23 protein-coding genes and 1 pseudogene are annotated in these 20,951 nt (G+C 57.8%); 12 read left to right on the top strand and 12 right to left on the bottom strand.

The window, feature by feature from the left end; all coding sequences use genetic code 11:
• Positions 1 to 35 precede the first annotated feature (35 nt).
• Positions 36 to 728 (bottom strand): response regulator, encoded by a 693-nt coding sequence (locus tag ACOTYH_RS11485; RefSeq protein WP_015571854.1) that lies wholly within the window; start codon positions 726 to 728, stop codon positions 36 to 38.
• A complete protein-coding gene (locus ACOTYH_RS11480) occupies positions 718 to 2,355 on the bottom strand; it encodes an ATP-binding protein (RefSeq protein ID WP_015571853.1) in 1,638 nt (545 codons plus the stop codon). The genes ACOTYH_RS11485 and ACOTYH_RS11480 overlap by 11 nt, the downstream gene beginning before the upstream one ends.
• Before the next feature lie 345 nt (positions 2,356 to 2,700).
• On the opposite strand from ACOTYH_RS11480, the gene ACOTYH_RS11475 reads away from it, so the two are divergent.
• Genes ACOTYH_RS11475 through citG form a run of 8 tightly spaced genes read left to right on the top strand, consistent with a single transcriptional unit; the run spans position 2,701 to position 10,012 of the window.
• Positions 2,701 to 4,062 carry a 2-hydroxycarboxylate transporter family protein gene (locus tag ACOTYH_RS11475; protein WP_015571852.1) on the top strand — a complete coding sequence of 454 codons (1,362 nt, stop codon included), beginning with the start codon at positions 2,701 to 2,703 and terminating at the stop codon, positions 4,060 to 4,062.
• A 17-nt stretch (positions 4,063 to 4,079) separates the two neighbouring features.
• The gene (locus tag ACOTYH_RS11470; RefSeq protein WP_015571851.1) at positions 4,080 to 4,943 is read left to right on the top strand and encodes a fumarylacetoacetate hydrolase family protein; all 864 of its coding nucleotides are present in this window, start codon (positions 4,080 to 4,082) and stop codon (positions 4,941 to 4,943) included.
• A 13-nt stretch (positions 4,944 to 4,956) separates the two neighbouring features.
• A complete protein-coding gene (gene citC / locus ACOTYH_RS11465) occupies positions 4,957 to 5,979 on the top strand; it encodes a [citrate (pro-3S)-lyase] ligase (RefSeq protein WP_015571850.1) in 1,023 nt (340 codons plus the stop codon).
• A 16-nt stretch (positions 5,980 to 5,995) separates the two neighbouring features.
• Complete coding sequence (gene citD, locus ACOTYH_RS11460; protein ID WP_017382935.1) at positions 5,996 to 6,289, top strand: citrate lyase acyl carrier protein; 294 nt, start codon at positions 5,996 to 5,998, stop codon at positions 6,287 to 6,289.
• Positions 6,286 to 7,161 carry a citrate (pro-3S)-lyase subunit beta gene (citE, locus tag ACOTYH_RS11455; RefSeq protein ID WP_032655004.1) on the top strand — a complete coding sequence of 292 codons (876 nt, stop codon included), beginning with the start codon at positions 6,286 to 6,288 and terminating at the stop codon, positions 7,159 to 7,161. Before citD ends, citE begins: the two co-directional genes overlap by 4 nt.
• Positions 7,162 to 7,171: 10 nt before the next feature.
• Positions 7,172 to 8,695, top strand: coding sequence for a citrate lyase subunit alpha (citF, locus tag ACOTYH_RS11450; protein ID WP_023295416.1), 1,524 nt, complete (start codon positions 7,172 to 7,174; stop codon positions 8,693 to 8,695).
• On the top strand, positions 8,692 to 9,231 hold the full coding sequence (gene citX / locus ACOTYH_RS11445; protein ID WP_421637746.1) for a citrate lyase holo-[acyl-carrier protein] synthase: 540 nt from the start codon (positions 8,692 to 8,694) through the stop codon (positions 9,229 to 9,231). The genes citF and citX overlap by 4 nt, the downstream gene beginning before the upstream one ends.
• On the top strand, positions 9,209 to 10,012 hold the full coding sequence (gene citG, locus ACOTYH_RS11440) for a triphosphoribosyl-dephospho-CoA synthase CitG (RefSeq protein WP_032654999.1): 804 nt from the start codon (positions 9,209 to 9,211) through the stop codon (positions 10,010 to 10,012). Before citX ends, citG begins: the two co-directional genes overlap by 23 nt.
• A 78-nt stretch (positions 10,013 to 10,090) precedes the next feature.
• Here the strand turns inward: citG and ACOTYH_RS11435 are convergent, their stop codons facing one another.
• From ACOTYH_RS11435 to mutY, 4 genes are all read right to left on the bottom strand, one after another.
• A complete protein-coding gene (locus tag ACOTYH_RS11435) occupies positions 10,091 to 11,347 on the bottom strand; it encodes a nucleoside permease (protein ID WP_015571846.1) in 1,257 nt (418 codons plus the stop codon).
• 283 nt (positions 11,348 to 11,630) lie between these two features.
• On the bottom strand, positions 11,631 to 12,707 hold the full coding sequence (gene mltC, locus ACOTYH_RS11430; RefSeq protein WP_017382930.1) for a membrane-bound lytic murein transglycosylase MltC: 1,077 nt from the start codon (positions 12,705 to 12,707) through the stop codon (positions 11,631 to 11,633).
• Between the two features lie 124 nt (positions 12,708 to 12,831).
• Positions 12,832 to 13,104: an oxidative damage protection protein gene (locus ACOTYH_RS11425; protein ID WP_003862425.1), complete on the bottom strand. Its 273-nt coding sequence runs from the start codon at positions 13,102 to 13,104 to the stop codon at positions 12,832 to 12,834.
• Positions 13,105 to 13,130: 26 nt separating this feature from the next.
• The gene (mutY, locus tag ACOTYH_RS11420; RefSeq protein ID WP_421637745.1) at positions 13,131 to 14,183 is read right to left on the bottom strand and encodes an A/G-specific adenine glycosylase; all 1,053 of its coding nucleotides are present in this window, start codon (positions 14,181 to 14,183) and stop codon (positions 13,131 to 13,133) included.
• Between the two features lie 144 nt (positions 14,184 to 14,327).
• Here mutY and trmB point away from each other — a divergent pair, with 144 nt between their 5' ends.
• From trmB to ACOTYH_RS11405, 3 genes and pseudogenes are all read left to right on the top strand, one after another.
• Positions 14,328 to 15,047 (top strand): tRNA (guanosine(46)-N7)-methyltransferase TrmB, encoded by a 720-nt coding sequence (trmB, locus tag ACOTYH_RS11415; RefSeq protein ID WP_015571843.1) that lies wholly within the window; start codon positions 14,328 to 14,330, stop codon positions 15,045 to 15,047.
• Positions 15,047 to 15,373: pseudogene (locus ACOTYH_RS11410) on the top strand (YggL family protein). Before trmB ends, ACOTYH_RS11410 begins: the two are co-directional and overlap by 1 nt.
• Before the next feature lie 57 nt (positions 15,374 to 15,430).
• The gene (locus tag ACOTYH_RS11405) at positions 15,431 to 16,147 is read left to right on the top strand and encodes a DUF2884 domain-containing protein (protein WP_003862419.1); all 717 of its coding nucleotides are present in this window, start codon (positions 15,431 to 15,433) and stop codon (positions 16,145 to 16,147) included.
• Between the two features lie 83 nt (positions 16,148 to 16,230).
• On the opposite strand, the gene ACOTYH_RS11400 is transcribed toward ACOTYH_RS11405, so the two are convergent.
• Genes ACOTYH_RS11400 through ACOTYH_RS11375 form a run of 6 tightly spaced genes read right to left on the bottom strand, consistent with a single transcriptional unit; the run spans position 16,231 to position 19,946 of the window.
• Positions 16,231 to 16,569 (bottom strand): endonuclease domain-containing protein, encoded by a 339-nt coding sequence (locus ACOTYH_RS11400; RefSeq protein ID WP_032671985.1) that lies wholly within the window; start codon positions 16,567 to 16,569, stop codon positions 16,231 to 16,233.
• 56 nt (positions 16,570 to 16,625) lie between these two features.
• Positions 16,626 to 17,774, bottom strand: coding sequence for a radical SAM family heme chaperone HemW (gene hemW, locus ACOTYH_RS11395; protein ID WP_032654990.1), 1,149 nt, complete (start codon positions 17,772 to 17,774; stop codon positions 16,626 to 16,628).
• Positions 17,767 to 18,360, bottom strand: a complete 594-nt coding sequence (locus ACOTYH_RS11390; protein ID WP_032654987.1) for an XTP/dITP diphosphatase — start codon at positions 18,358 to 18,360, stop codon at positions 17,767 to 17,769. The genes hemW and ACOTYH_RS11390 overlap by 8 nt, the downstream gene beginning before the upstream one ends.
• A gap of 3 nt (positions 18,361 to 18,363) precedes the next feature.
• The gene (gene yggU, locus ACOTYH_RS11385) at positions 18,364 to 18,660 is read right to left on the bottom strand and encodes a DUF167 family protein YggU (RefSeq protein ID WP_023304404.1); all 297 of its coding nucleotides are present in this window, start codon (positions 18,658 to 18,660) and stop codon (positions 18,364 to 18,366) included.
• Complete coding sequence (locus ACOTYH_RS11380; protein WP_015571838.1) at positions 18,657 to 19,223, bottom strand: YggT family protein; 567 nt, start codon at positions 19,221 to 19,223, stop codon at positions 18,657 to 18,659. The genes yggU and ACOTYH_RS11380 overlap by 4 nt, the downstream gene beginning before the upstream one ends.
• Before the next feature lie 21 nt (positions 19,224 to 19,244).
• Positions 19,245 to 19,946 (bottom strand): YggS family pyridoxal phosphate-dependent enzyme, encoded by a 702-nt coding sequence (locus ACOTYH_RS11375; RefSeq protein WP_047050755.1) that lies wholly within the window; start codon positions 19,944 to 19,946, stop codon positions 19,245 to 19,247.
• Between the two features lie 17 nt (positions 19,947 to 19,963).
• Here ACOTYH_RS11375 and ACOTYH_RS11370 point away from each other — a divergent pair, with 17 nt between their 5' ends.
• Entirely contained in the window at positions 19,964 to 20,944 is a 981-nt protein-coding gene (locus tag ACOTYH_RS11370; protein WP_252000080.1) for a type IV pilus twitching motility protein PilT, read from the top strand.
• Positions 20,945 to 20,951 lie beyond the last annotated feature (7 nt).

The raw sequence follows: 20,951 nt of genomic DNA, 5'->3' as shown, positions 1-20,951 counted from the left end.
CGGCGGCGCAAGCTTACCGGGCCTACAATACTGCGTCAGGCTTCTGCGCGGCGGTACATCCTTCTCGGATGCCCAATCTTCCCGTACAGCATCTCCACCGTCAGAAAACCCACCTCCACGCAGTGTTCCAGATAGCGCCGGGTGGTGGTTTTACTCAGGCCCGTCTCGCTCACCACCTCATCCACCGTAAAACAGTGCGCCGCCTTGTTGTTAAACAGCATTTGCACCCGCGCCAGCGTGTTCTCCTCTATCCCTTTGCTGCCGTTGTCCAGGCGATAGTTTTTCGCCTGCAATTGATAGAGTGAATCGACGTTCTGCTGGTCGACGATCTTCCAGACGCGCTGCTGTTCGGCAAACTGCACAAAACGTTCCAGCGACTGGCTCAGGCGCTTCCAGGAAACCGGCTTGAGGATGTAGTCGAACGCGCCGTTACGAATTGCCTGGCTACAGGTGTCCATATCGCTGGCGGCGGTGATGAAAATCACCGAGCAGTTGGCGCGGGTGAGCATCGGGTTGCTGATAAGGGTGATGCCTTTGCCGTCCGGCAGGTAGTTATCCAGCAGCATCAGCTTCGGCTGTTTGCTCTCCAGTTGTACCTGCGCGTCGGCCAGCGACGCGGCAATCCCCACCAGCCTCAGGCGCGGATGTTTACCGATAAGCTCCGCGTGCAGTTGCGCCAGTTCGTTCTCGTCTTCAACAATCAGTACGTCGATAAGTTCATGTTGCATAGTCGGTATCTTCCAGTTCCTGTACGGGGTGCCGGGCCGTTCCCGTGGCGGGAATAAACAGTGAGAAAATGGCACCGCGTGGGGTGTTATCGGCAACTTCAATTGCACCGCCAGCCTGTGTGACATAGCTTTCAATCAGATACAGGCCAATACCATGATCGCCGCGCGTTTTGGTGGTGATGCCGCGCTCAAAGATCCGGTCGCGGATCTCCGGTGTGATGCCGACGCCCTGGTCGGCGACTTCAATAATCAGTTCCTGCTCGTTCAGCTTTATCAGCACGTCCACCGGGGCATGCGGGAGCGGTGCACGCTGGGTCGCTTCAATGGCGTTATCCAGCAAGTTCCCGATGATCGAGATAAGTTCCGATTCGAGCAGCGGCAGGAACGGTTTATCCACCCGGCAGGCCGGGTCGAAACTCAGCTCAACGCCTTTTTCACGCGCGCGGGCGGCCTTTCCAAGCAGCAAACCACACAGCGTCGGAGAGCTAAAGCGGGACGAGATAAAGTCCAGCAGCTCCTGAGCGTGTTCCGACTGCGCCTGTATGTAGCGAATCGCTTCGTCATAACGGCCCATATGCAGCAGGCCGGACAGCGTAGTCATGCGGTTCAGCTGTTCATGGCGCATGATGCGCAGGTTATCAACGTAGCGCTTCACCTGGCTGAGCTGGGCGCTGAGCGAGTCGATCTCGTTGCGATCGCGAAAGGTGATCACCCAGCCCTGCAACGCATCTTCCAGCATGATCCGCACCCGGCTGGCAATAACTGTGAGATCGTTAAAGCGACAGATCTCATCGTGGGTGTCTTTCGCAAGCATGGTTTGCGCGTTGAAGAACGGGACGGGCGCGATCACCTGGCTGATGAGTTGACCCCGCAGTTCGCGGGCGGGCTGACGTAAGCCTAATAATTTACGCGCCGCCTGGTTAATCACCTCAATGCGAAGATCGTCGTCGATGGCAATCACCCCTTCATAAATGGATTCCATCATCGCCTTTTGCTGGCGCACCAGCAGGCCGATTTCGCGCGGCTCCAGAGAGAATATCTGCTTCTTGATGCTGCGGGTGAAGAACCAGGAGAAAATAAACAGGGCGATAAGCAGCAGCACGGCGGCAATCAGGATATTAACCACCTTGCTGACGGTGATGGTGTCCAGATAGCTCGTGAGATAGCCTACCGAAACAATTCCCACCACCTGCCCGGCATCATTAAAAATGGGCGCTTTGCTGCGCAGCGAAATGCCTAACCCGCCCTTGCGGATGGTGATGGTGCTTTTACCGTGTAATACCTCGTCGTTATCTCCGCCAACCAGCGTTTTGCCTACCCGGTCGGCAAACACGGAGTGGAAAAGATGCAGCCCCTTATTGTCACCAATCACAATAAAACTGGCGTCGCTGCGGGCGGCTATTTTCTGCATAAAGTCATGGATACCCAGGATATCCTTTTGTTCGACTTCTTTTCGCAGGGTAGGAATAAGCGCAATTTCTTCGGCCTGTATTTTTGCGCGCGCGCTCATTTCCTGATAAAGCTGCCTACCGACATCGACATAATAATATCCGCCCAGTAATGCGAACAGCACTGAGAAAAAGGCGACCAGCGAAATAAACAGCTTGATCTGAAACGATACTTTCATAACTATCACGCGAGATATCAACAGGTCGGCTGAATATATCATCTTTTAAGGCCAGGATGCCCGCTTTGCCGAAAACTTGTGATCCCTTGCACAGCGCAGCCTGTAAAAGATTTTTCCGAAAGTCTCATCCTCTTAAGGTTAAATGAATAAATGTTATTTCTTTGTTCAGTTAAGAAAAGAAACCATAAAAACCACGGCAATAAATAAGGCGTAAATCACATTAAATAAAAGAAACCATTAAAACCATAGCGTCCATTAAAACTTCGCTTTTAATATGCCATCCCTCACATAAAGTAAGCCTTTGTGACTCTAAGCTGAACGCACAAAATAACTAAGGGGCTTATTATGAGCACAACTGACGATTCATTCTCTGTTACCCACGACCCGATTGATATTCAGCGGCCATCGCTCAAAGAGCGCTGGTGGCATATTATGGATACCTGGAAAATCGGCATTATTCCTCTGCCGCTGTTCGTTCTGGCGGGCGCGCTGATTGCGATTGATTGCCTGGGCGGAAAACTGCCGAGCGACATTGTGGTCATGGTGGCCACGCTGGCCTTCTTCGGCTTTGCCTGCGGTGAGTTCGGCAAACGCCTGCCGATTGTCGGCAAGCTCGGTGCGGCGGCAATTTGCGCCACCTTTATCCCTTCCGCGCTGGTTTACTATGGCCTGCTGCCGGACGTGGTGGTTGAGTCCACCACGAAGTTCTACAAATCCACCAACATTCTCTACCTCTATATCTGCTGCATTATCGTCGGCAGCATCATGAGCATGAACCGCACCGTGCTGATCCAGGGCTTCCTGCGCATCTTCTTCCCGATGCTGTGCGGTGAAATCGTCGGCATGATTGTCGGCATGGGTGTTGGGCTGGCGCTGGGCCTCGAGCCGTTCCAGATCTTCTTCTTTATCATTCTGCCGATCATGGCGGGCGGCGTCGGGGAAGGGGCGATCCCGCTCTCTATCGGCTATGCCACCCTGCTGCATATGGATCAGGGCGTGGCGCTCGGCCGCGTGCTGCCGATGGTGATGCTCGGCGGCCTGACGGCGATCATTATCTCCGGTTGCCTCAACCAGCTCGGGAAACGCTACCCGCACCTGACCGGTGAAGGCCAGCTGATGCCGAATCGCGCCAACGCTGATGCCACTGTTTCCCAACCTGCGTTCTCCGGCAAAGCGGACGTGACGACCATCGCCTCGGGCGCGCTGCTGGCGGTGCTGCTCTACATGCTGGGCATGCTCGGTCACAAGCTGATTGGTCTGCCAGCGCCGGTGGGCATGTTGTTTATGGCGGTGCTGGTGAAGCTCTGCAACGGCGCCTCTCCGCGTCTGCTGGAGGGTTCCCAGGTGGTGTACAAATTCTTCCAGACCTCCGTGACCTACCCAATCCTCTTCGCTGTCGGCGTGGCGATTACCCCATGGCATGAACTGGTGGCGGCGTTCACCGTCAGCAACCTGCTGGTGATTGTCAGCACCGTTTCCGCGCTGGTGGCGACCGGATTCTTCGTTGGCAAAAAGATTGGTATGCACCCGATTGATGTCGCCATCGTCTCCTGCTGTCAGAGCGGGCAGGGTGGCACCGGTGACGTGGCGATCCTGACCGCAGGCAACCGCATGAGCCTGATGCCATTCGCCCAGATTGCTACCCGTATCGGCGGCGCGATTAACGTCTCTGTCTCACTGCTGATTCTGGGCAACTTCCTCGTTTAAGTTTTCAGGAAAGAACAATGAAACTCGCAAGCTTTTTATACCAGGGAAAACGCAGCTACGGCATCGTACAGGCCGAAGGCGTGATTGATTTGGGCCGCCGCCTGGGCGACCGCTATGGCGACCTTAAAGCGCTGTTGCAGGGGAACGGGCTGGCGCAGGCCACCCGTTTTCTGAACGACGCGGTGGATGTACCGCTGAACGCCATCACCTTCTTACCGGTGATTGTCCAGCCGGAAAAAATCCTCTGCGTGGGCATGAACTATGCCGACAAGCGCAAGGAGTTTGACCAGCACAACCCGGCCCCGACGCTGTTTGTCCGCTTCCCGGATTCACAGACCGGCCACAACGAGCCGGTGCTGAAGCCGCGCCACTCCAGCGAGTTCGACTACGAAGGCGAGCTGGCGGTGATCATCGGCAAAGGCGGGGAGAACATCAGCCGCGACGACGCCCTGCGCCACGTGGCGGGCTACAGCTGTTACATGGACGGCTCCGCCCGCGACTGGCAGCACACCTGGTTCACCGCCGGGAAAAACTGGCGCCAGACCGGGGCGTTCGGCCCGTGGATGGCGACGGCGGATGAGATCCCGGACCCGCACAGCCTGGCGATCCGCACCTGGCTGAACGGCCGCATGGTGCAGGAAGACAACACCAGCAGCATGATCCACAAGGTGGCGGAGCTGATCGAGTACATCAGCACCTTCACCCGTCTCAGCCCGGGCGACGTGATCATCACCGGCTCGCCTGGTGGCGTGGGTAAAAAGCGCAACCCGCCGCTGTTTATGAAGGAGGGGGATCGCATTGAGGTGGAGATCGAGCATATCGGTCATCTGAGCAACGTGATCGTGGAAGCGCCAGCCGTTGGGCTCGCGGCAGCGCACTGAGTAAGGCGGCAGCATGCAATCGCAACCCATTGATTTTCGACACACCGTTGTGGCGAAACACCCGGAACGCTTAAGCCAGATCCGCTACCTGCTGGCAGACAGCGGCCTTGGCCTGGACAACGACATCACGCTGTTTGTCGAAGCCTGGTCCGGCGCGCAGCTGGTGGGTTGCGCCGGGCTGGCTGCCAACGTCATCAAATGCGTGGCGGTCAACGAGCAGCTTCGTGGGGAAAACCTCAGCGCGCGTCTGCTGGCAGAGGTGGAAAACGCGGCGCTGGAGCGCGGCCATTTTCACCTCTTCCTCTGCACCCGTCCGTGCAATAAGGAGCGCTTTGGCCGCAGCGGTTTCTGGCCGATTGCCCAGAGCGGGAACAACGCGGTGCTAATGGAGAACACTCCGCAGGGGATCGCGCGCTACTGCCGATCCCTGCGCGCGAAGCGCCGGTGTGGGGAAAAAACGGGCGCGATCGTGATGAACGCCAATCCCTTCACCCTCGGCCATCGTCATCTGGTGGAGCAGGCGGCGACGCAGTGCGATGCCCTGCATCTGTTTGTGGTGCGTGAAGACGCCTCGTTCTTCCCGTTCAGCGCGCGCATTGAGATGGTGCGTGCGGGCGTGGCGCATCTGCCGAACGTGGTGGTGCATGAAGGCTCGCAGTACATCATCTCCCGCGCCACCTTCCCGGCCTACTTCCTGAAGGAGACCGGCAAAGTGCAGCAGGCGTGGAGCGAGATCGACGTGCTGATCTTCCGGGACTATATCGCCCCGGCGCTGGGCATCACGCACCGCTTCATCGGCTCGGAGCCGTTCTGCGACATCACCCGCCAGTACAACCAGACGCTGCACGACCTTCTGGCCTCGCATATTGAGGTGGTGGAGATGCCGCGCATCAAGGCCACCGGCAACGCCATTTCGGCCTCGGAAGTGCGCCGTTTACTCAAGACACAGCAGTTTTCCCGGATCCGGGAGATTGTCCCGGACTCCACCTTCGCGCACCTCGAAGCACATTATCGTGCGAGTGCGGAAGTCGCATAACTATCAGGAATTTATCATGAATATTGTAAGGGAGGCGCTGGCCGGAACGCAGGAGTCCAGCGACCTGATGGTGAAAATCGCCCCCGCTCACGGTGAGCTGGAGATTGTCATCCACAGTGAAGTGATTAAGCAGTTTGGCGAGCAGATACGCCAGGTGGTCAACGACACATTGCGCGCCATGAACGTGCACCAGGGATTAATCATTATTGAAGACAAAGGGGCGCTGGACTGTGTGATCCGCGCTCGCCTGCAAAGCGCGCTTCTGCGTGCCGCCGATGAACAGGCCATCAACTGGGGGGCGCTGAAATGAGTAAACTCCGCCGCAGTATGCTGTTCCTGCCAGGCGCCAATGCCGCCATGCTCTCTACCGCCTTTATCTACCGCCCCGACTCCATCATGTTTGACCTTGAGGACGCCGTGGCCCTGCGCGAGAAAGACACCGCGCGCATGCTGGTGTTCCACGCGTTGCAGCACCCGATGTATCAGGATATCGAAACCGTGGTGCGCATTAACCCGCTGAACACGCCATTTGGCCTGCTGGATCTGGAGGCCGCCGTGCGCGCGGGCGTGGACGTGATTCGCCTGCCGAAAACCGACACCCCGGATGACATCTACGAGCTGGAAGGCCACCTCGAGCGCATTGAGCAAGCGTGCGGGCGCGAAGTGGGTTCCACCCGCGTGATGGCGGCGATTGAATCGGCCATTGGCGTCATCAACGCCGTGGCGATTGCCCGCAGCTCCCCGCGCCTGATCGGCATCGCGCTGGCCGCCTTTGACTACGTGATGGACATGCAGACCGAGCGCGGCGATGGCACCGAGCTGTTCTACGCCCGCTGCGCCGTGCTGCACGCCGCACGCGCCGCCGGTATCGACGCCTTCGACGTGGTGTGGTCCGACGTTAACGACGAAGCCGGGTTCCTGCGCGAGGTCGACCTGATCCGCAAGATGGGCTTCAACGGCAAATCGCTGATTAACCCGCGCCAGATAGACCTGCTGCACAACGCCTACGCCCCGACTCAGGAAGAGGTGGATCACGCCAAAAGGGTGATTGAGGCGGCAGAAGAGGGCGAGCGTAACGGCCTGGGCGTGGTGTCGCTCAACGGCAAAATGGTGGATGCACCGATTATTAACCACGCGCAGGTGGTGCTGGAGCGCGCGGCGGCCTCTGGCGTGCGTCGGTAAGGATGACATAATGAATCAGACAGAACTTCTCCATGTAAATTTCCCCCATCTGCGGGATCTGAAACCCTTTGATACCGCCCACAGCGCGACGCCGTGGCTGGCGGACAGCGAGGCGAAGCACAGCCGCAAGCTCTGCGCCTCTATTGAAGAGGCGGTTAAGCGCAGCGGCTTGCAGGACGGGATGACCATCTCCTTCCACCATGCCTTTCGCGAAGGCGACCGGGTGATCAACACCGTCGTGGCGCTGCTGGCGCGGATGGGCTTCAAAAATCTGACCCTGGCTTCCAGCTCGCTGATGACCTGCAATGACGCGCTGATCGAGCATATCGAGAGTGGCGTCATCACCCGGATTTACACCTCCGGCATGCGCGGCAGGCTGGCGGATGCCATCTCCCACGGGCTAATGGACGAGCCGGTACAAATTCACTCCCACGGCGGGCGCGTGAAGCTGCTCCAGGACGGCGAACTGAGCATCGACGTGGCATTTCTTGGCGTGCCGTGCAGCGATGAGTTTGGCAACGCCAACGGCACGCACGGAAAATCGTGCTGCGGTTCGCTGGGCTACGCCATGGTGGATGCGCACTTTGCCCGTAAGGTGGTGCTGCTGACCGAAGCGCTGGTGCCATTCCCCAATATGCCCGCCAGCCTGGTGCAGGATCAGGTGGACTACATCGTGCAGGTGGAGAGCGTGGGCGACCCGGCGAAAATCAGCGTCGGCGCGGCGCGCGTCACCAGCAACCCGCGCGAGCTGATGATCGCCCGCTATGCGGCGGACGTGATTGAACACTCTGGCTATTTCAAACCAGGCTTCTCGATGCAGACCGGCTCCGGTGCAGCGGCCACCGCCTGCACCCGTTTTATGGAAGAGAAGATGGAGCGCGGCGGCGTGAAGGCGCGCTTCGCCCTTGGCGGCATCACCGGCAGCCTGGTGGATCTGCACGAGAAGGGGCTCATCGAAAAGCTGCTCGACACCCAGTGCTTTGACGGCCAGGCAGCGGCCTCGCTGGCGCGCAACCCGAACCACGTGGAGATCTCCACCAACGTCTACGCCAACCCCGGCAGCAAGGCGGCAAGCTGCGACCAGCTCGACGTGGTGATCCTCAGCGCCCTGGAAATCGACGTCGACTTTAACGTCAATGTCATCACCGGCTCCGATGGCGTGATGCGTGGCGCATCCGGCGGACACTGCGACGTGGCGGCGGCAGCCAACCTGACCATTGTGGTCGCGCCGCTGCTGCGAAGCCGCATCCCGACCGTCGTGAAGCGCGTTACCACCCGCCTCACGCCGGGGGAGAGCATTGACGTGCTGGTCACCGACCACGGTATTGCGGTCAACCCGGCGCGCCCGGAGATCCGCGAACGACTTATGGAAGCAGGGCTGAAGGTTGTAGATATCAACGCGCTGTATGAGCGAGCGATTTCGTTGACAGGCGTACCGAAACCGATTGAGTTCACCGACAAAATCGTCGGGGTGATCCGTTACCGCGACGGCAGCGTGATCGACACCGTTCGACAGGTAAAGGAGGAAGTGTGACTATTGCGACACCCGTGCGGTCGGGTGTCAGCCTGGACGAACTGCTGGCGGCGAAAGAACGCCGCGCAGCGCGCCAGGCTGACATGCTTGCGCACTATCAACAACCGGTGATCTCCCTCACGCTGGTTACGCCTGGGGAAATCAAAGACAGCCTTCGCTATCGCAACACCATGGGCGTGGCGCTGCAAATGTGCGACCAGCTGCTGTGGGAAAACCGCTGGCAGGTGCTGGACCGTAAGGTGCTGTGGCTACCCACCGGACCTGAAGCCTTGTGGTGCATCGCGCATCCGGCGGCGGAAATTAAGGCGCACTGTGCAGAACTGGAGCAGACGCACCCACTCGGCAGGCTGTGGGATCTGGATGTGATCTGCCCTCAGCACGGCCACGTCGGGCGTCAGTCGCTGGGGGCGAATCTCAGACGCTGCCTGATCTGTGACGAGCCCGCTCATGCCTGTTCCCGTTCACGCAATCACCCCGCTGAGCAGGTGGTTTCCCGCGTGGAGAAGATGATCGATGACTGGTTTGCTCGCGACTGAACCGCGCCCGGTTGATCTCCCTGCGCTTGCCGCAGAGGCGCTGTGGCAGGAGCTGGAGCTGACGCCAAAACCGGGGCTGGTGGACAGGCTCAATAACGGCTCCCATCGCGATATGGACCATGCCTTGTTTGTCCGCAGCATTATGGCGATTACGCCGTGGTTTGCCCGGTTTGCGGAACTGGGTGAAGCACATGCGGCCAAACCTGCCGATCGGCAGTTGCGGATTCTTCGCCCAATGGGAATGGCCTGCGAGCAGGCAATGTACGCCGCCACGGGCGGGGTAAATACCCACAAGGGCGGGATTTTTGCCCTCGGTTTGCTCTGCTTCGCCGCCGGGCGTGTGAAAAATATCTCTGCGGATAGCCTCTGTTGTGAGGTAAGTAACATCTGTCGTGGGCTGGTGGCGAGGGAGCTGGCCGGGCGCAGCGGGCAGGCAACGGCGGGGGAGCGGCAGTTTCAGCTGTACGGTTTAACCGGCGCGCGTGGCGAGGCAGAAAGCGGCTTTGCCACGGTGCGTAAGGCTTTGGATGCGTGGAACGGTCAGTCGCTTCACGGCCTGCTGTTGCGCCTGATGGCGGTAAATCAGGACAGCAATCTCGTTTCGCGCGGCGGCATTGAGGGGCTGCGCTACGTTCAGGGCTACGCGCGGGAATTACTGGCTAACGGCTGGGACTGCGAGGCGTTGCTGAAGATGGATAAGGCATTGATTGAACGCAATCTGAGCCCGGGCGGCAGCGCGGATTTGCTGTCGGTGGGGTGGGTGCTTTCTGGAATAAAATAGCCGGGTGGCGCTGACGCTTACCCGGCCTACGGTCTGGTTTTGTAGGCCCGGTAAGCGCAGCGCCACCGGGCACAACAATCAATGCGCGATCGGCTGCGCACCGTGCGGCTCGCGCACGTGCTTGTACTTGAACAGCGCGATGAACGCGAAGAACAGCACCAGCGAGTACCCGGCGAAGATCAGCCACACTGGTTGCCAGTTGGTGATGCCGTTAGTGGTATACATCTCAACCACTTTGCCGCTCACCACGCCACCCAGAATACAGCCGAAGCCGTTGGTCATCATCAGGAACATGCCCTGCGCACTGGCGCGGATTTCAGGTTTCACCTCTTTTTCCACAAACACCGAGCCGGAGATGTTGAAGAAGTCGAAGGCACAGCCGTAAACAATCATCGACAGAACCAGCAGCACGGTGCCGAACGCGCTTGGGTCGCCATAGGCGAACAGACCGAAGCGCAACATCCAGGCGGCGATACTGATCAGCATGACGTTCTTGATACCGTAGCGGCTCAGGAAGAACGGGATGGTCAGGATGAACAGCGTCTCGGAGATCTGCGAGATGGACATCATCACCGACGCGTGTTCGACGATAAAGCTCCCGGCAAACAGCGGATCGTTATCGAAGCTGTGCAGGAAGGTATTACCGAACATGTTGGTGATTTGCAGTTCCGCGCCCAGCAGCATGGAGAAGATAAAGAAGATCGCCATGCGCTTGTTTTTAAACAGTGCGAAGGCGTCCAGGCCAAGCATGGTGCTCCAGCTCTGGTTTTTCTGCTGATTAGATACCGGAATGGTGGGCAGTGTCAGGGTGAACAGCGCCAGCAGTACGGAGAGCGCCGCGCCGATGTAGAGCTGCATATGGCTCAGCTCGAAGCCCGCGAAGCTCACGCCCCACATCGCCATGATAAAGCCGATGGTGCCCCAGATACGGATTGGCGGGAAGTCGGTGACGATATCCAGACCGGCAGATTTCAGGCGATAGTAGGAGATGGTGTTGATCAGGCCAAGCGTTGGCATATAGGCCAGCGAGTTAAGCAGAATCACCATGAACATCGCCCCCGGCGTGGTCACTTCGGCCGCCATAAACAGCGTCCCCGCACCCACCAGGTGGCAAAGCATATATAGCCATTTCGCGCTTAGCCATTTATCCGCCACGATACCGAGCAGCGTTGGCATGAAGACAGCCGCAATACCCAGCGAGCTGTAAACGGCACCGATCGACGCACCATCGAACTTGAGCGTCACAAACATATAGGAGCCGAGTGTAGTCAGCCAGCTACCCCACAGGCAGAACTGCAGAAACGACAAGATTTTAAGCTGCAGCTTAAGGTTCATGTTACTTTCCTCACAAGTGAGCGGGAGATATGTTGTTTTGGGAACATTCAGGGTTGTTATTTGATGCAATTCTATCAGTTGGCAACGATATGTTTTGTTACCTCCCGCAAAAAAATGCAATCCACATTAATTTGCAGTCTGGATTGTGATGCAAATAGCATTTTCGTATGGGTGGGATGAGATGGGTGCGGTCTGATGTCCCCTCACCCTAACCCTCTCCCAGAGGGAGAGGGAACCTGAATACCCTCTCCCTCTGGGAGAGGGCAGGGTGAGGGGTAGTTTTCTAGCGGCGACGGTAGTTCTTCTGCGCCGTATTCACCTTATACAGATAGCGGCGTGATTCCGCAGACGGGTGGCGGGTGGTGAGGGTTGAGTAGACATCCCCCGGCGCCATGCTGTTGATGATGTTCGCGGCCTGCACTTTGTCATTTGAGAAGACGCGCAGCACGCTGCCCGCGCCACCGTTATAGGCGGTGATCACCGCATAGCGGCGTGAGGTTGGGTTATCAATCCCGCCCAGGTAGACATTGTTCAGCATCGCCAGGTAGGCCGTACCGGTATCAATGTTGCTTTGCGGATCGAACAGGTAGCTGCGGCTCGGCGTGCCGGATTTCCCCTGTGCGCGGAACACGTCTTTACCGGCGCTGTGCTGTACAACCTGCATCAGCCCCAGCGCGTCGGAACGGCTTACCGCGTAGGGGTTGAACGAGGACTCGGTCTGCATAATCGCCAGGATCAGCGACTCATCCACGCCATACTTACGCGACGCCTGACGCACCATGCCCAGATACTTATGCGCACGCTTGTCGAGGTGGTTCGGCACTAGGTTGATCGTGACGCTGTAGATCACTTTCAGGCCGTTGGTGCGGCTTTTCAGGCGCGTTTGCAGCAGGTAGTCGGCAAATTTCGTGGCGCGGCCTTCCCAGCGGATCGGCTGACCGGTCTGGTCAACGACCTGGCCATACAGAAACGGCTCTTTGGAGATGGTGATGTCATCGGCATCAGAGTAGAGGTCTATAGACCCCGGATCGTCGCCCATCAGCAGGGTTTTGATGATGGCCTGACGTAAATGCGCCGCAGGTTCAGTCCCTGCGATGGTTTCAACCGTAATCGTACCGTCATCGAAGTTGATGTGGCTACGGGTCTGATAGGCGTCGGTGTACTTAACGTAGTCCTTCGGTCCGGCAATAAGAACTTCGTTAAATCCCCATATGTTCTCGATGTTGTGGGCAAACTGCCCCATCAAAATGTCAAAACCGTTGGTGTCCTTGACCCAGGCTTCGTTGTATTCATCGCCTTTTTTGGAAGAACAAGACACAAGCAACGGCGCAACAAGGGCTAGCGCTAAAAGTTTTTTCATCATTCCGGGAGTGCGTGTTGTGTTTGCTTTGGGGTTGCTGTTGCCGGGTGGCGCTGCGCTTACCCAGCCTACGAAACCGTAGGCCCGTGCAAGCGCAGCGCCGCCGGGCAGCAGCCGCAGAGTATTATTTTTCCGGTGGCGTATAGCCTTCGATATGGACGTCTTTACCCTCGAACAGGAAGTTCACCATCTCCTGCTCCAGCAGTTTGCGGTGTTCCGGGTTCATCATGCTGAGCTTTTTCTCGTTGATCAGCATGGTCTGCTTCTTCTGCCACTGTCCCCAGGCTTCTTTGGAGATCTCGTTGTAAATGCGCTTACCCAGGTCGCCCGGGTAGAGCTGGAAATCCTGGCCTTCAGCGTCGCGCTGTAGGAAAGTACAAAAAATGGTTCTGGCCATACTCATTCCTCTTTGTCTTGCCGATGCTAAACCATTGCACCGACACGTAATTGCTGTAACAGGCGCTCCACGGGAGCTGCCAGCCCGACTGATGGCGGTTGCGCTAAGTTATACCAGAGAGCGTTGCCTTCATCCATGCACGACGTGAATGAGGACACGGGAAGCCACATCGGCACAATATCCAGATGGAAATGGCTGAAGGTATGACGGAACGCGTTGAGTTGCGTCAGGGTATCGGCCGCAATGCCGCGCTGTTCAAGCCATGCCCGAAGCGAGGCTTCATCCTCAAACTGTGGGAAGCAGTATAGACCACCCCACAGGCCACTCGGCGGGCGCTGAGCGAGAAACACCTCGTCGCCATGCTGCATCAGCAGCATGTACCCGGTGCGTTCAGGCAGCGTCTGCTTCGGTTTTTTCCCCGGATACTGCGCCCAGGTGTGGTTCGCATACGCCACGCAGAGGTTGTTTACCGGGCAGAGTTCGCACTTCGGTTTTGAACGGGTGCAGACCATCGCGCCCAGATCCATCATCGCCTGGTTAAAACGCTCCACTCCTTTCGCCGGAGTGACCGCTTCACTGATCTCCCACAGGCGTTTCTCAACCTCTTTCTTGCCCGGCCAGCCATCTACGGCGTAGCAGCGTGCGAGCACGCGCTTGACGTTGCCGTCGAGAATAGGGAAATGTTTGCCTAAAGAGAGGGAGAGGATTGCGCCTGCGGTTGAACGCCCGACGCCGGGCAAATCCGCCACCTCGTCAAAGGTTTCCGGGAATTTACTGTTGTGGCGGGTGGCGACCTGCTGTGCGGCTTTGTGCAGGTTGCGCGCGCGGGCGTAATAGCCGAGGCCTGTCCACAGGTGCAGTACCTCGTCCAGCGGCGCGTTGGCCAGATCGGTGATTGTCGGGAAGCGCGCCATAAAACGCTCGAAGTAAGGAATGACCGTCGCGACCTGCGTTTGTTGCAACATCACCTCGGAGAGCCATACTTTGTAAGGCGTTTTTTCAATTTGCCAGGGCAGGGTTTTACGCCCGTATTTGTCGTACCAGTCCAGCACCTGGGCTGAAAATTGAGAGGCTTGCATGGTCATCGATTCGCTTAATCAGGGACGCAGATTGCAGCACAGCGTCAATCTGCTGTAAACCGGATCTTTCCCATGCTTGCATAGAAGCCTTAACTTTGGATAATGCCCGTTTCCCGAACATTCTCACAAGCAGACAACTCTTTTATGAAAAACGACGTCATTTCACCGGAATTTGATGAAAACGGTCGCCCGCTGCGCCGTATTCGCAGCTTTGTCCGCCGTCAGGGGCGCCTGACAAAAGGGCAGCAACACGCGCTGGACAACTACTGGCCGGTGATGGGCGTTGAGTTCAGCGAGCAACCGCTCGACTTCACCGACCTGTTTGGCCGCGACGCGCCAGTGACGCTGGAGATTGGTTTTGGCATGGGCACCTCGCTGGTGACCATGGCAAAAGCGCGCCCGGAGCAGAACTTCCTCGGTATCGAAGTACACTCGCCGGGCGTCGGCGCGTGCCTGGCAACGGCCCACGAAGAGGGCGTTGAGAACCTGCGCGTCATGTGTCACGACGCGGTGGAAGTGCTGCACAAAATGATTCCTGACAATTCTTTGAACATGGTTCAGCTCTTTTTCCCTGACCCATGGCACAAAGCGCGTCATAATAAACGCCGTATCGTTCAGGCACCGTTTGCCGAGCTGGTGAAAAGCAAGCTTAAGCTGGGCGGCGTCTTCCACATGGCGACCGACTGGGAACCTTATGCGGAACATATGCTGGAAGTGATGTCGTCCCTGGACGGGTATAAAAATCAGTCTGAAAGCAACGACTACGTACCGCGTCCGGATTCACGTCCGGTGACAAAATTTGAACAGCGTGGCCATCGTCTTGGTCACGGTGTATGGGACTTAATGTTCGAGAGGGTGAAATAATGGCAAAGAATCGTAGCCGTCGTCTGCGTAAAAAGATGCACATCGAAGAATTCCAGGAAGTGGGTTTCTCCGTTGCCTGACGTTTCCCGGAAGGCACCAGCGTTGAGCAGATCGATCAGGACGTTGATGCATTCATCAACGAGGTGATCGAGCCAAACAAGCTGGCCTTCGACGGTAGCGGCTATCTGGCGTGGGAAGGTCTGATTTGCACCCAGGAAGTGGGGAAATGCACCGAAGAGCATCAGGCGCTGATACGCAAATGGCTTGAAGACCACAAACTGGAAGATGTCCGCGTTAGCGAACTTTTCGACGTTTGGTGGGACTAATAAAGCAAGAACGGGGCCAGCATTAGCTGGCCCATTTTGTCTGAGGGAGTGTTAAAGATGCGCAAAACGTTGCTGGCTGTTGCATTACTGGCAATCGGATCCACCGCCCATGCGGAGTATAAATGTAGCGTCACCCCGCGTGATGACGTGGTGCTGAGTCCGCAAACCGTGCAGGTTAAGGGCGAGAATGGCAATCTGGTGATTACGCCGGATGGCAACGTGACCTTTAACGGCAAACCGCAAAACCTGACGGCCGCTCAGCGCGAGCAGGCGATGGACTACCAGGCCGAGTTGCGTACCGCGCTGCCCTGGATCAACGATGGCGCGCTGACCCGCGTCGAGAAAAGCCGCGTGGCGCTGGATAAAATCATCACCAAAGAGGTGGGGGAGAGCAGCAATATGCGCACCCGCCTGACGAAGCTGGATAAACAGCTGAAAGAGCAGATGAACCGTATTATCGAGACGCGCTCTGATGGCCTGACGTTCCACTATAAGGCGATCGATCAGGTGCGTGCCGACGGTCAGCAGCTGGTGAACCAGGCGATGGGCGGCATTCTCCAGGACAGCATCAACGAGATGGGCGCCAAAGCGGTGCTGAAGGGTGGCGGTAATCCGTTGCAGGGTGTACTGGGTAGCCTGGGCGGACTGCAAACCTCGATTCAGAACGAGTGGAAGAATCAGGAAGCCGATTTCCAGCAGTTCGGCAAAGACGTGTGTAAACGCGTGGTGTCGCTGGAAGACAGCCGGAAGGCGCTGGTGGGGACGTTGAAGTAACGCCTCTGCGCGAAGGACCCCTCACCCCGGCCCTCTCCCACAGGGAGAGGGAGTAACCAGTTCCCTCTCCCTGTGGGAGAGGGTTAGGGTGAGGGCATCAGGCATTGCAATCGTTGCAAAATAGCCATCAGCACCTGCTCCTCATTAGTCCTGAATTCATTATTCCAGAACCGTACGACTTCCCATCCGTTCGTATTCAAAAACGCGGTACGACGTGAATCATAGTTCTCCTCATCCTGATGCTGCCCACCGTCCAGCTCAATAATCAGCTTCGCCTTAAAGCAGGCAAAATCCACGATATACGGCCCAACCGGCATCTGACGACGAAACTTATACCCGAAGAAACGACGACCTCTGAGCAAATACCAGAAGCGTAATTCTTCGGGTGTCATTTGTTTGCAGAGTTGTTTTGATTTTTCCATCCCCACACTCTGCCAGCCTTTCCCTCAGCCAGCAGAACGGGATGTAAAATCCTGAATCAGCCTTCAGGATTTTCAGCGAGGAACAGCTCAAGAAGGGAGTTTAAGAACAGCTTGCCGTGCTCGGTGATCTGCCAGGACTCATCACACTCGGTCAGATACCCCTGCGCCAGCGCCTCGTCAATCTGCGGACGAATCACCGACTCCGGCAGCCCGGTGTAGAGCGCAAACTCCGCGCGCGGTGCGGCTTCCAGCAGACGGAAGCGGTTCATAAAGAACTCAAACGGTTTATCCGCCGCCTCGACGTCGTGCTGACGCTCCAGGTAGCGGCCTTCCATATACCCGCGCGGGTGACGCGTTTTGGCGGTACGCAGAATGCGTCCGTCCGGGAAGGTCACTTTGCCATGTGCGCCGCAGCCAATTCCCAGATAATCACCAAAACGCCAGTAGTTCAGATTGTGCTGACACTGATAGCCCGGCTTCGCATACGCCGACGTTTCGTATTGCTGATACCCCGCCGCGGTCAAAAGCTGGTGGCCCTGCTCGAAGATATCCCACAGCGCGTCGTCATCCGGCAGCACCGGCGGGCGCGAGCCAAACAGGGTGTTTGGCTCGATGGTGAGCTGATACCACGACAGGTGCGGCGGGTTCAGTTCGATCGCCTGACGCAAATCGTCCAGCGCTTCTTCGAGCGACTGATCCGGCAGGCCATGCATCAGGTCGAGGTTAAAGCTGCGCAGCCCAAGCCCCGTTGCCAGGTTTGCCGCGCGCTTTGCCTCTTCCGGGCCGTGGATACGCCCCAGACGCTTCAGCTTTGGCTCGCTAAAGCTCTGCACGCCGATAGAGATACGGTTCACGCCCGCACGCTGATACTCGACAAAACGGTCGGCCTCAACGGTACCGGGGTTGGCTTCCATCGTAATTTCAGCATCCACTGCCAGGTTCAGGCGTGCGCGCACGCCATCCAGCAGCGTCTGCATCGCCGGGCCTGACAGCAGGCTCGGTGTACCGCCACCAATAAAAATGGTCTTCACTTCACGTCCCTGCGCGTACGGTACATCGGCATCCAGATCGGCCAGCAGATGCGCGACGTAATCATCGTGCGGCACTTCGCCCTTCAGCGCGTGCGAGTTGAAATCGCAGTACGGGCATTTCTGCACGCACCATGGGATGTGAATATAAAGACTCAGAGGCGGCAAATTAGCCATTACGCAGTGCTTCCAGTAACAGTTTCAGGGCGCGTCCACGGTGGGAGATCGCGCTTTTCTCTTCGCGGGTGAGTTCCGCAGCGGTTTTTCCCTCGGTCGGGACAAAGAAAATCGGGTCGTAACCAAAGCCGCCGTTGCCCGCCGCTTCACGGGTGATCACGCCCGGCCAGCTGCCGTGACAGACAATCGGCGTGGGATCTTCCGCGTGACGCATGTAGACCAGCACGCAGTGGAACTGCGCGGTACGCTGTTCGTCAGGGACGTTTTTCAGGGCCACAAGCAGCTTTTCCAGATTCTGCTGGTCGGTGGCGTCCACCCCGGAATAGCGGGCGGAGTAAATCCCCGGCGCACCGCCCAGAAAATCCACGGCCAGACCGGAGTCATCGGCTATCGCGGGCAGCCCGGTGATCTGCGCCGCATGGCGCGCTTTCAGAATGGCGTTTTCGATAAACGTCAGGCCGGTCTCTTCGGCGGAGTCCACGCCCAGCTCGGTCTGGGCCACCACGTCCAGCCCAAAATCATTTAATAGCGAGGCCAGCTCGCGCACTTTACCGGCGTTACCGGTGGCGAGAACAACTTTCTGCATGGTTTAGTCCTGTTCTTTCAGAGCCGCGACTTCCGTCGGGATAGATTGCGGGTTAAGGATTTTTACCTGTTTATGCCGGCCAAGTTCACCTTTCTCAATGATGACCTGGCTTTTAGCGACGCGAAACTGTTTAGCCAGATATTTGGTCAGATGCGCATTCGCCTGGCCGTCAACCGGCGGGGCAGTGATGGCGACTTTTAGCTCGTCGCCATGCAGCCCAACAATACTGTCGCGGCTGGCTTTCGGCTGAATGTACAGCCGCAAAACCAGCCCGTCGGCGCAGGGGCTAACTGCACTCATAACGCCATCCACAGCCCCGGCAGTAGCATATTACCCGTCGCCTGTAACAGTTCCGCGATACCCATATTCAGCACGTACAGCAGCAGAACGAGAAGCATCGGGGAGAAGTCGATTCCGCCCATTGCAGGCAGCAGGCTACGAATCGGACGCAGCAACGGTTCAGTCAGCTGAATCAACGCGTACTCCACCGGGCTACGGCCCCGGCTTACCCAGCTCATGATCGCCATCACCAGCAGGACCCAGAAGATCAGCGAGCCGACGGTTTTAACCAGGATCAGAACGGCTGAAATCCAGATAATCGGCTGGAAAGTGATGACCATAAACAGCACGATCGCTTTGATAACGCTCAGAATAAACGCCATCAGCAGAGATGAACTGTCAATTGGCCCCATTGCCGGAATGACGCGGCGAAGCGGCCCCACAACGGGCTGCGTGATTTTCACGATAAATTGTGAGAATGGATTGTAAAAATCACAACGGGCCCACTGCATCCAGACGCGCAACAGCAGCGCCATCGTATACAGTTCAATGACCGTTGAAAGCAGGAAAGTCAACGTCTTCATGGCGTTCCTCAGGTTTCCTTATTATTGGGGGTAATCGCGCGCACCGAAAATTGCCGTGCCGATGCGCACCATGGTGCTGCCTGCCGCGATGGCGGCTTCCATATCGTCCGACATGCCCAGAGAAAGCGTGTCTACCGTGTCATAGCGCGCCTTAAGCGCCTCAAATGCTACAGCCATTTGCTGTGCCACGGCAAACTGCCTTTCATAACTTGACTCTGGCGCCGGGATAGCCATCAGCCCGCGCAGGGTTAAGCGCGGCAGCGCCGCCACGTCCGCCGCCAGCGCATCCAGTTCGCCCAGCGTAATGCCGGACTTGCTGTTTTCATCACTGATGTTGATTTGAATCAGCACGTTAAGCGCTGGCATCTCCATAGGGCGCTGGTCGCTCAGACGGGTAGCGATGCGCAGACGATCGATGGTGTGGCACCAGTCAAAGTGCTCTGCTACCAGACGGCTTTTGTTCGACTGTAGCGGACCGATAAAGTGCCATTGCAGGTCTGTATTTCCCCGTTCCCGGAAAGCGCGAATTTTATCCACGCCTTCCTGCACATAGTTTTCACCAAAGGCACGATGACCGGCGGCTATCGCTTCTGCGATGGCGCTCGCAGGCTTGGTTTTGCTGACTGCAAGCAACGTAATTTCTTCTGGAGCACGGCCGCAACGCGTTGCCGCGGCTGAGATTTTGTCCCGGACCTGTGCCAGGTTATGCGCAATGTCGTTCATTTTCCGAGGAGTAGTCTATGGATGTGGAAGAAATTGTGGCCCTTAGTGTAAAGCATAACGTCTCCGATCTACACCTGTGCAGTGATTCGCCACCGCGCTGGCGCAGGTCAGGCCGTCTTGAACCTGCGCCGTTTCCGCCCCCGGATGTGGAGGCGTTATTAAAAGCGTGGCTCAACGACGAACAGCAGGGCGCATGGTGGGCAAACGGGCAAGTGGATTTTGCCGTTACCCTCGCAGGCCGTCAGCGGCTGCGCGGCAGTGCGTTTAAGCATATGCTCGGCGTTTCGATTGCGCTGCGGCTGTTGCCGCTGACGTGCCCGCAGCTCTCTGCGTTAGGTGTGCCGCGAGCGATCCCGGAGCTGCTGTCCAATGACAATGGCCTGATTCTGGTCACCGGCGCCACCGGCAGCGGGAAATCGACCACCCTGGCCGCTATGGTCGATTTCCTCAATCACCAGACGGACGGGCATATTCTGACCCTGGAAGATCCGGTGGAGTTTATGTACCAGAGCGAACGTTGCCTGATCCAGCAGCGGGAGATAGGCCAGCACAGCCCGTCCTTTGCCGAGGCGCTGCGCAGCGCGCTGCGTGAAGATCCGGATGTGATTCTGCTTGGTGAGCTGCGCGACAGCGAGACGATACGCCTGGCGCTGACGGCGGCGGAAACCGGCCATCTGGTGTTAGCCACGCTGCACACGTGCGGCGCGGCACAGGCGATCGAGCGCCTGGTCGACACCTTTCCGGCGCAGGAGAAAGATCCGGTGCGTAATCAGCTGGCGGGAAGCCTGCGTGCGGTCCTGGCGCAGAAGCTACGTCAGGATGTCCAGGGCGGGCGCGTGGCGCTGTATGAGCTACTGGTGAATACCTCGGCGGCGGCAAACCTGATCCGCGAAGGCAAAACCTGGCAACTGCCGGGCATTATTCAAACGGGGCAGCAGGCGGGAATGCAGAACTTTGAGCAGAGTCTGGCGGAGCGACGGGCGCAGGGGCGGCTGTAGCCCCGGC

Origin of the sequence: Enterobacter cloacae complex sp. SHL001, from assembly GCF_049236825.1 — a bacterium.
Classification (GTDB): domain Bacteria; phylum Pseudomonadota; class Gammaproteobacteria; order Enterobacterales; family Enterobacteriaceae; genus Enterobacter; species Enterobacter hormaechei_C.
The sequence above is the reverse complement of the archived record's forward strand: the minus strand, read 5'-3'. Positions and strand labels throughout refer to the sequence as shown.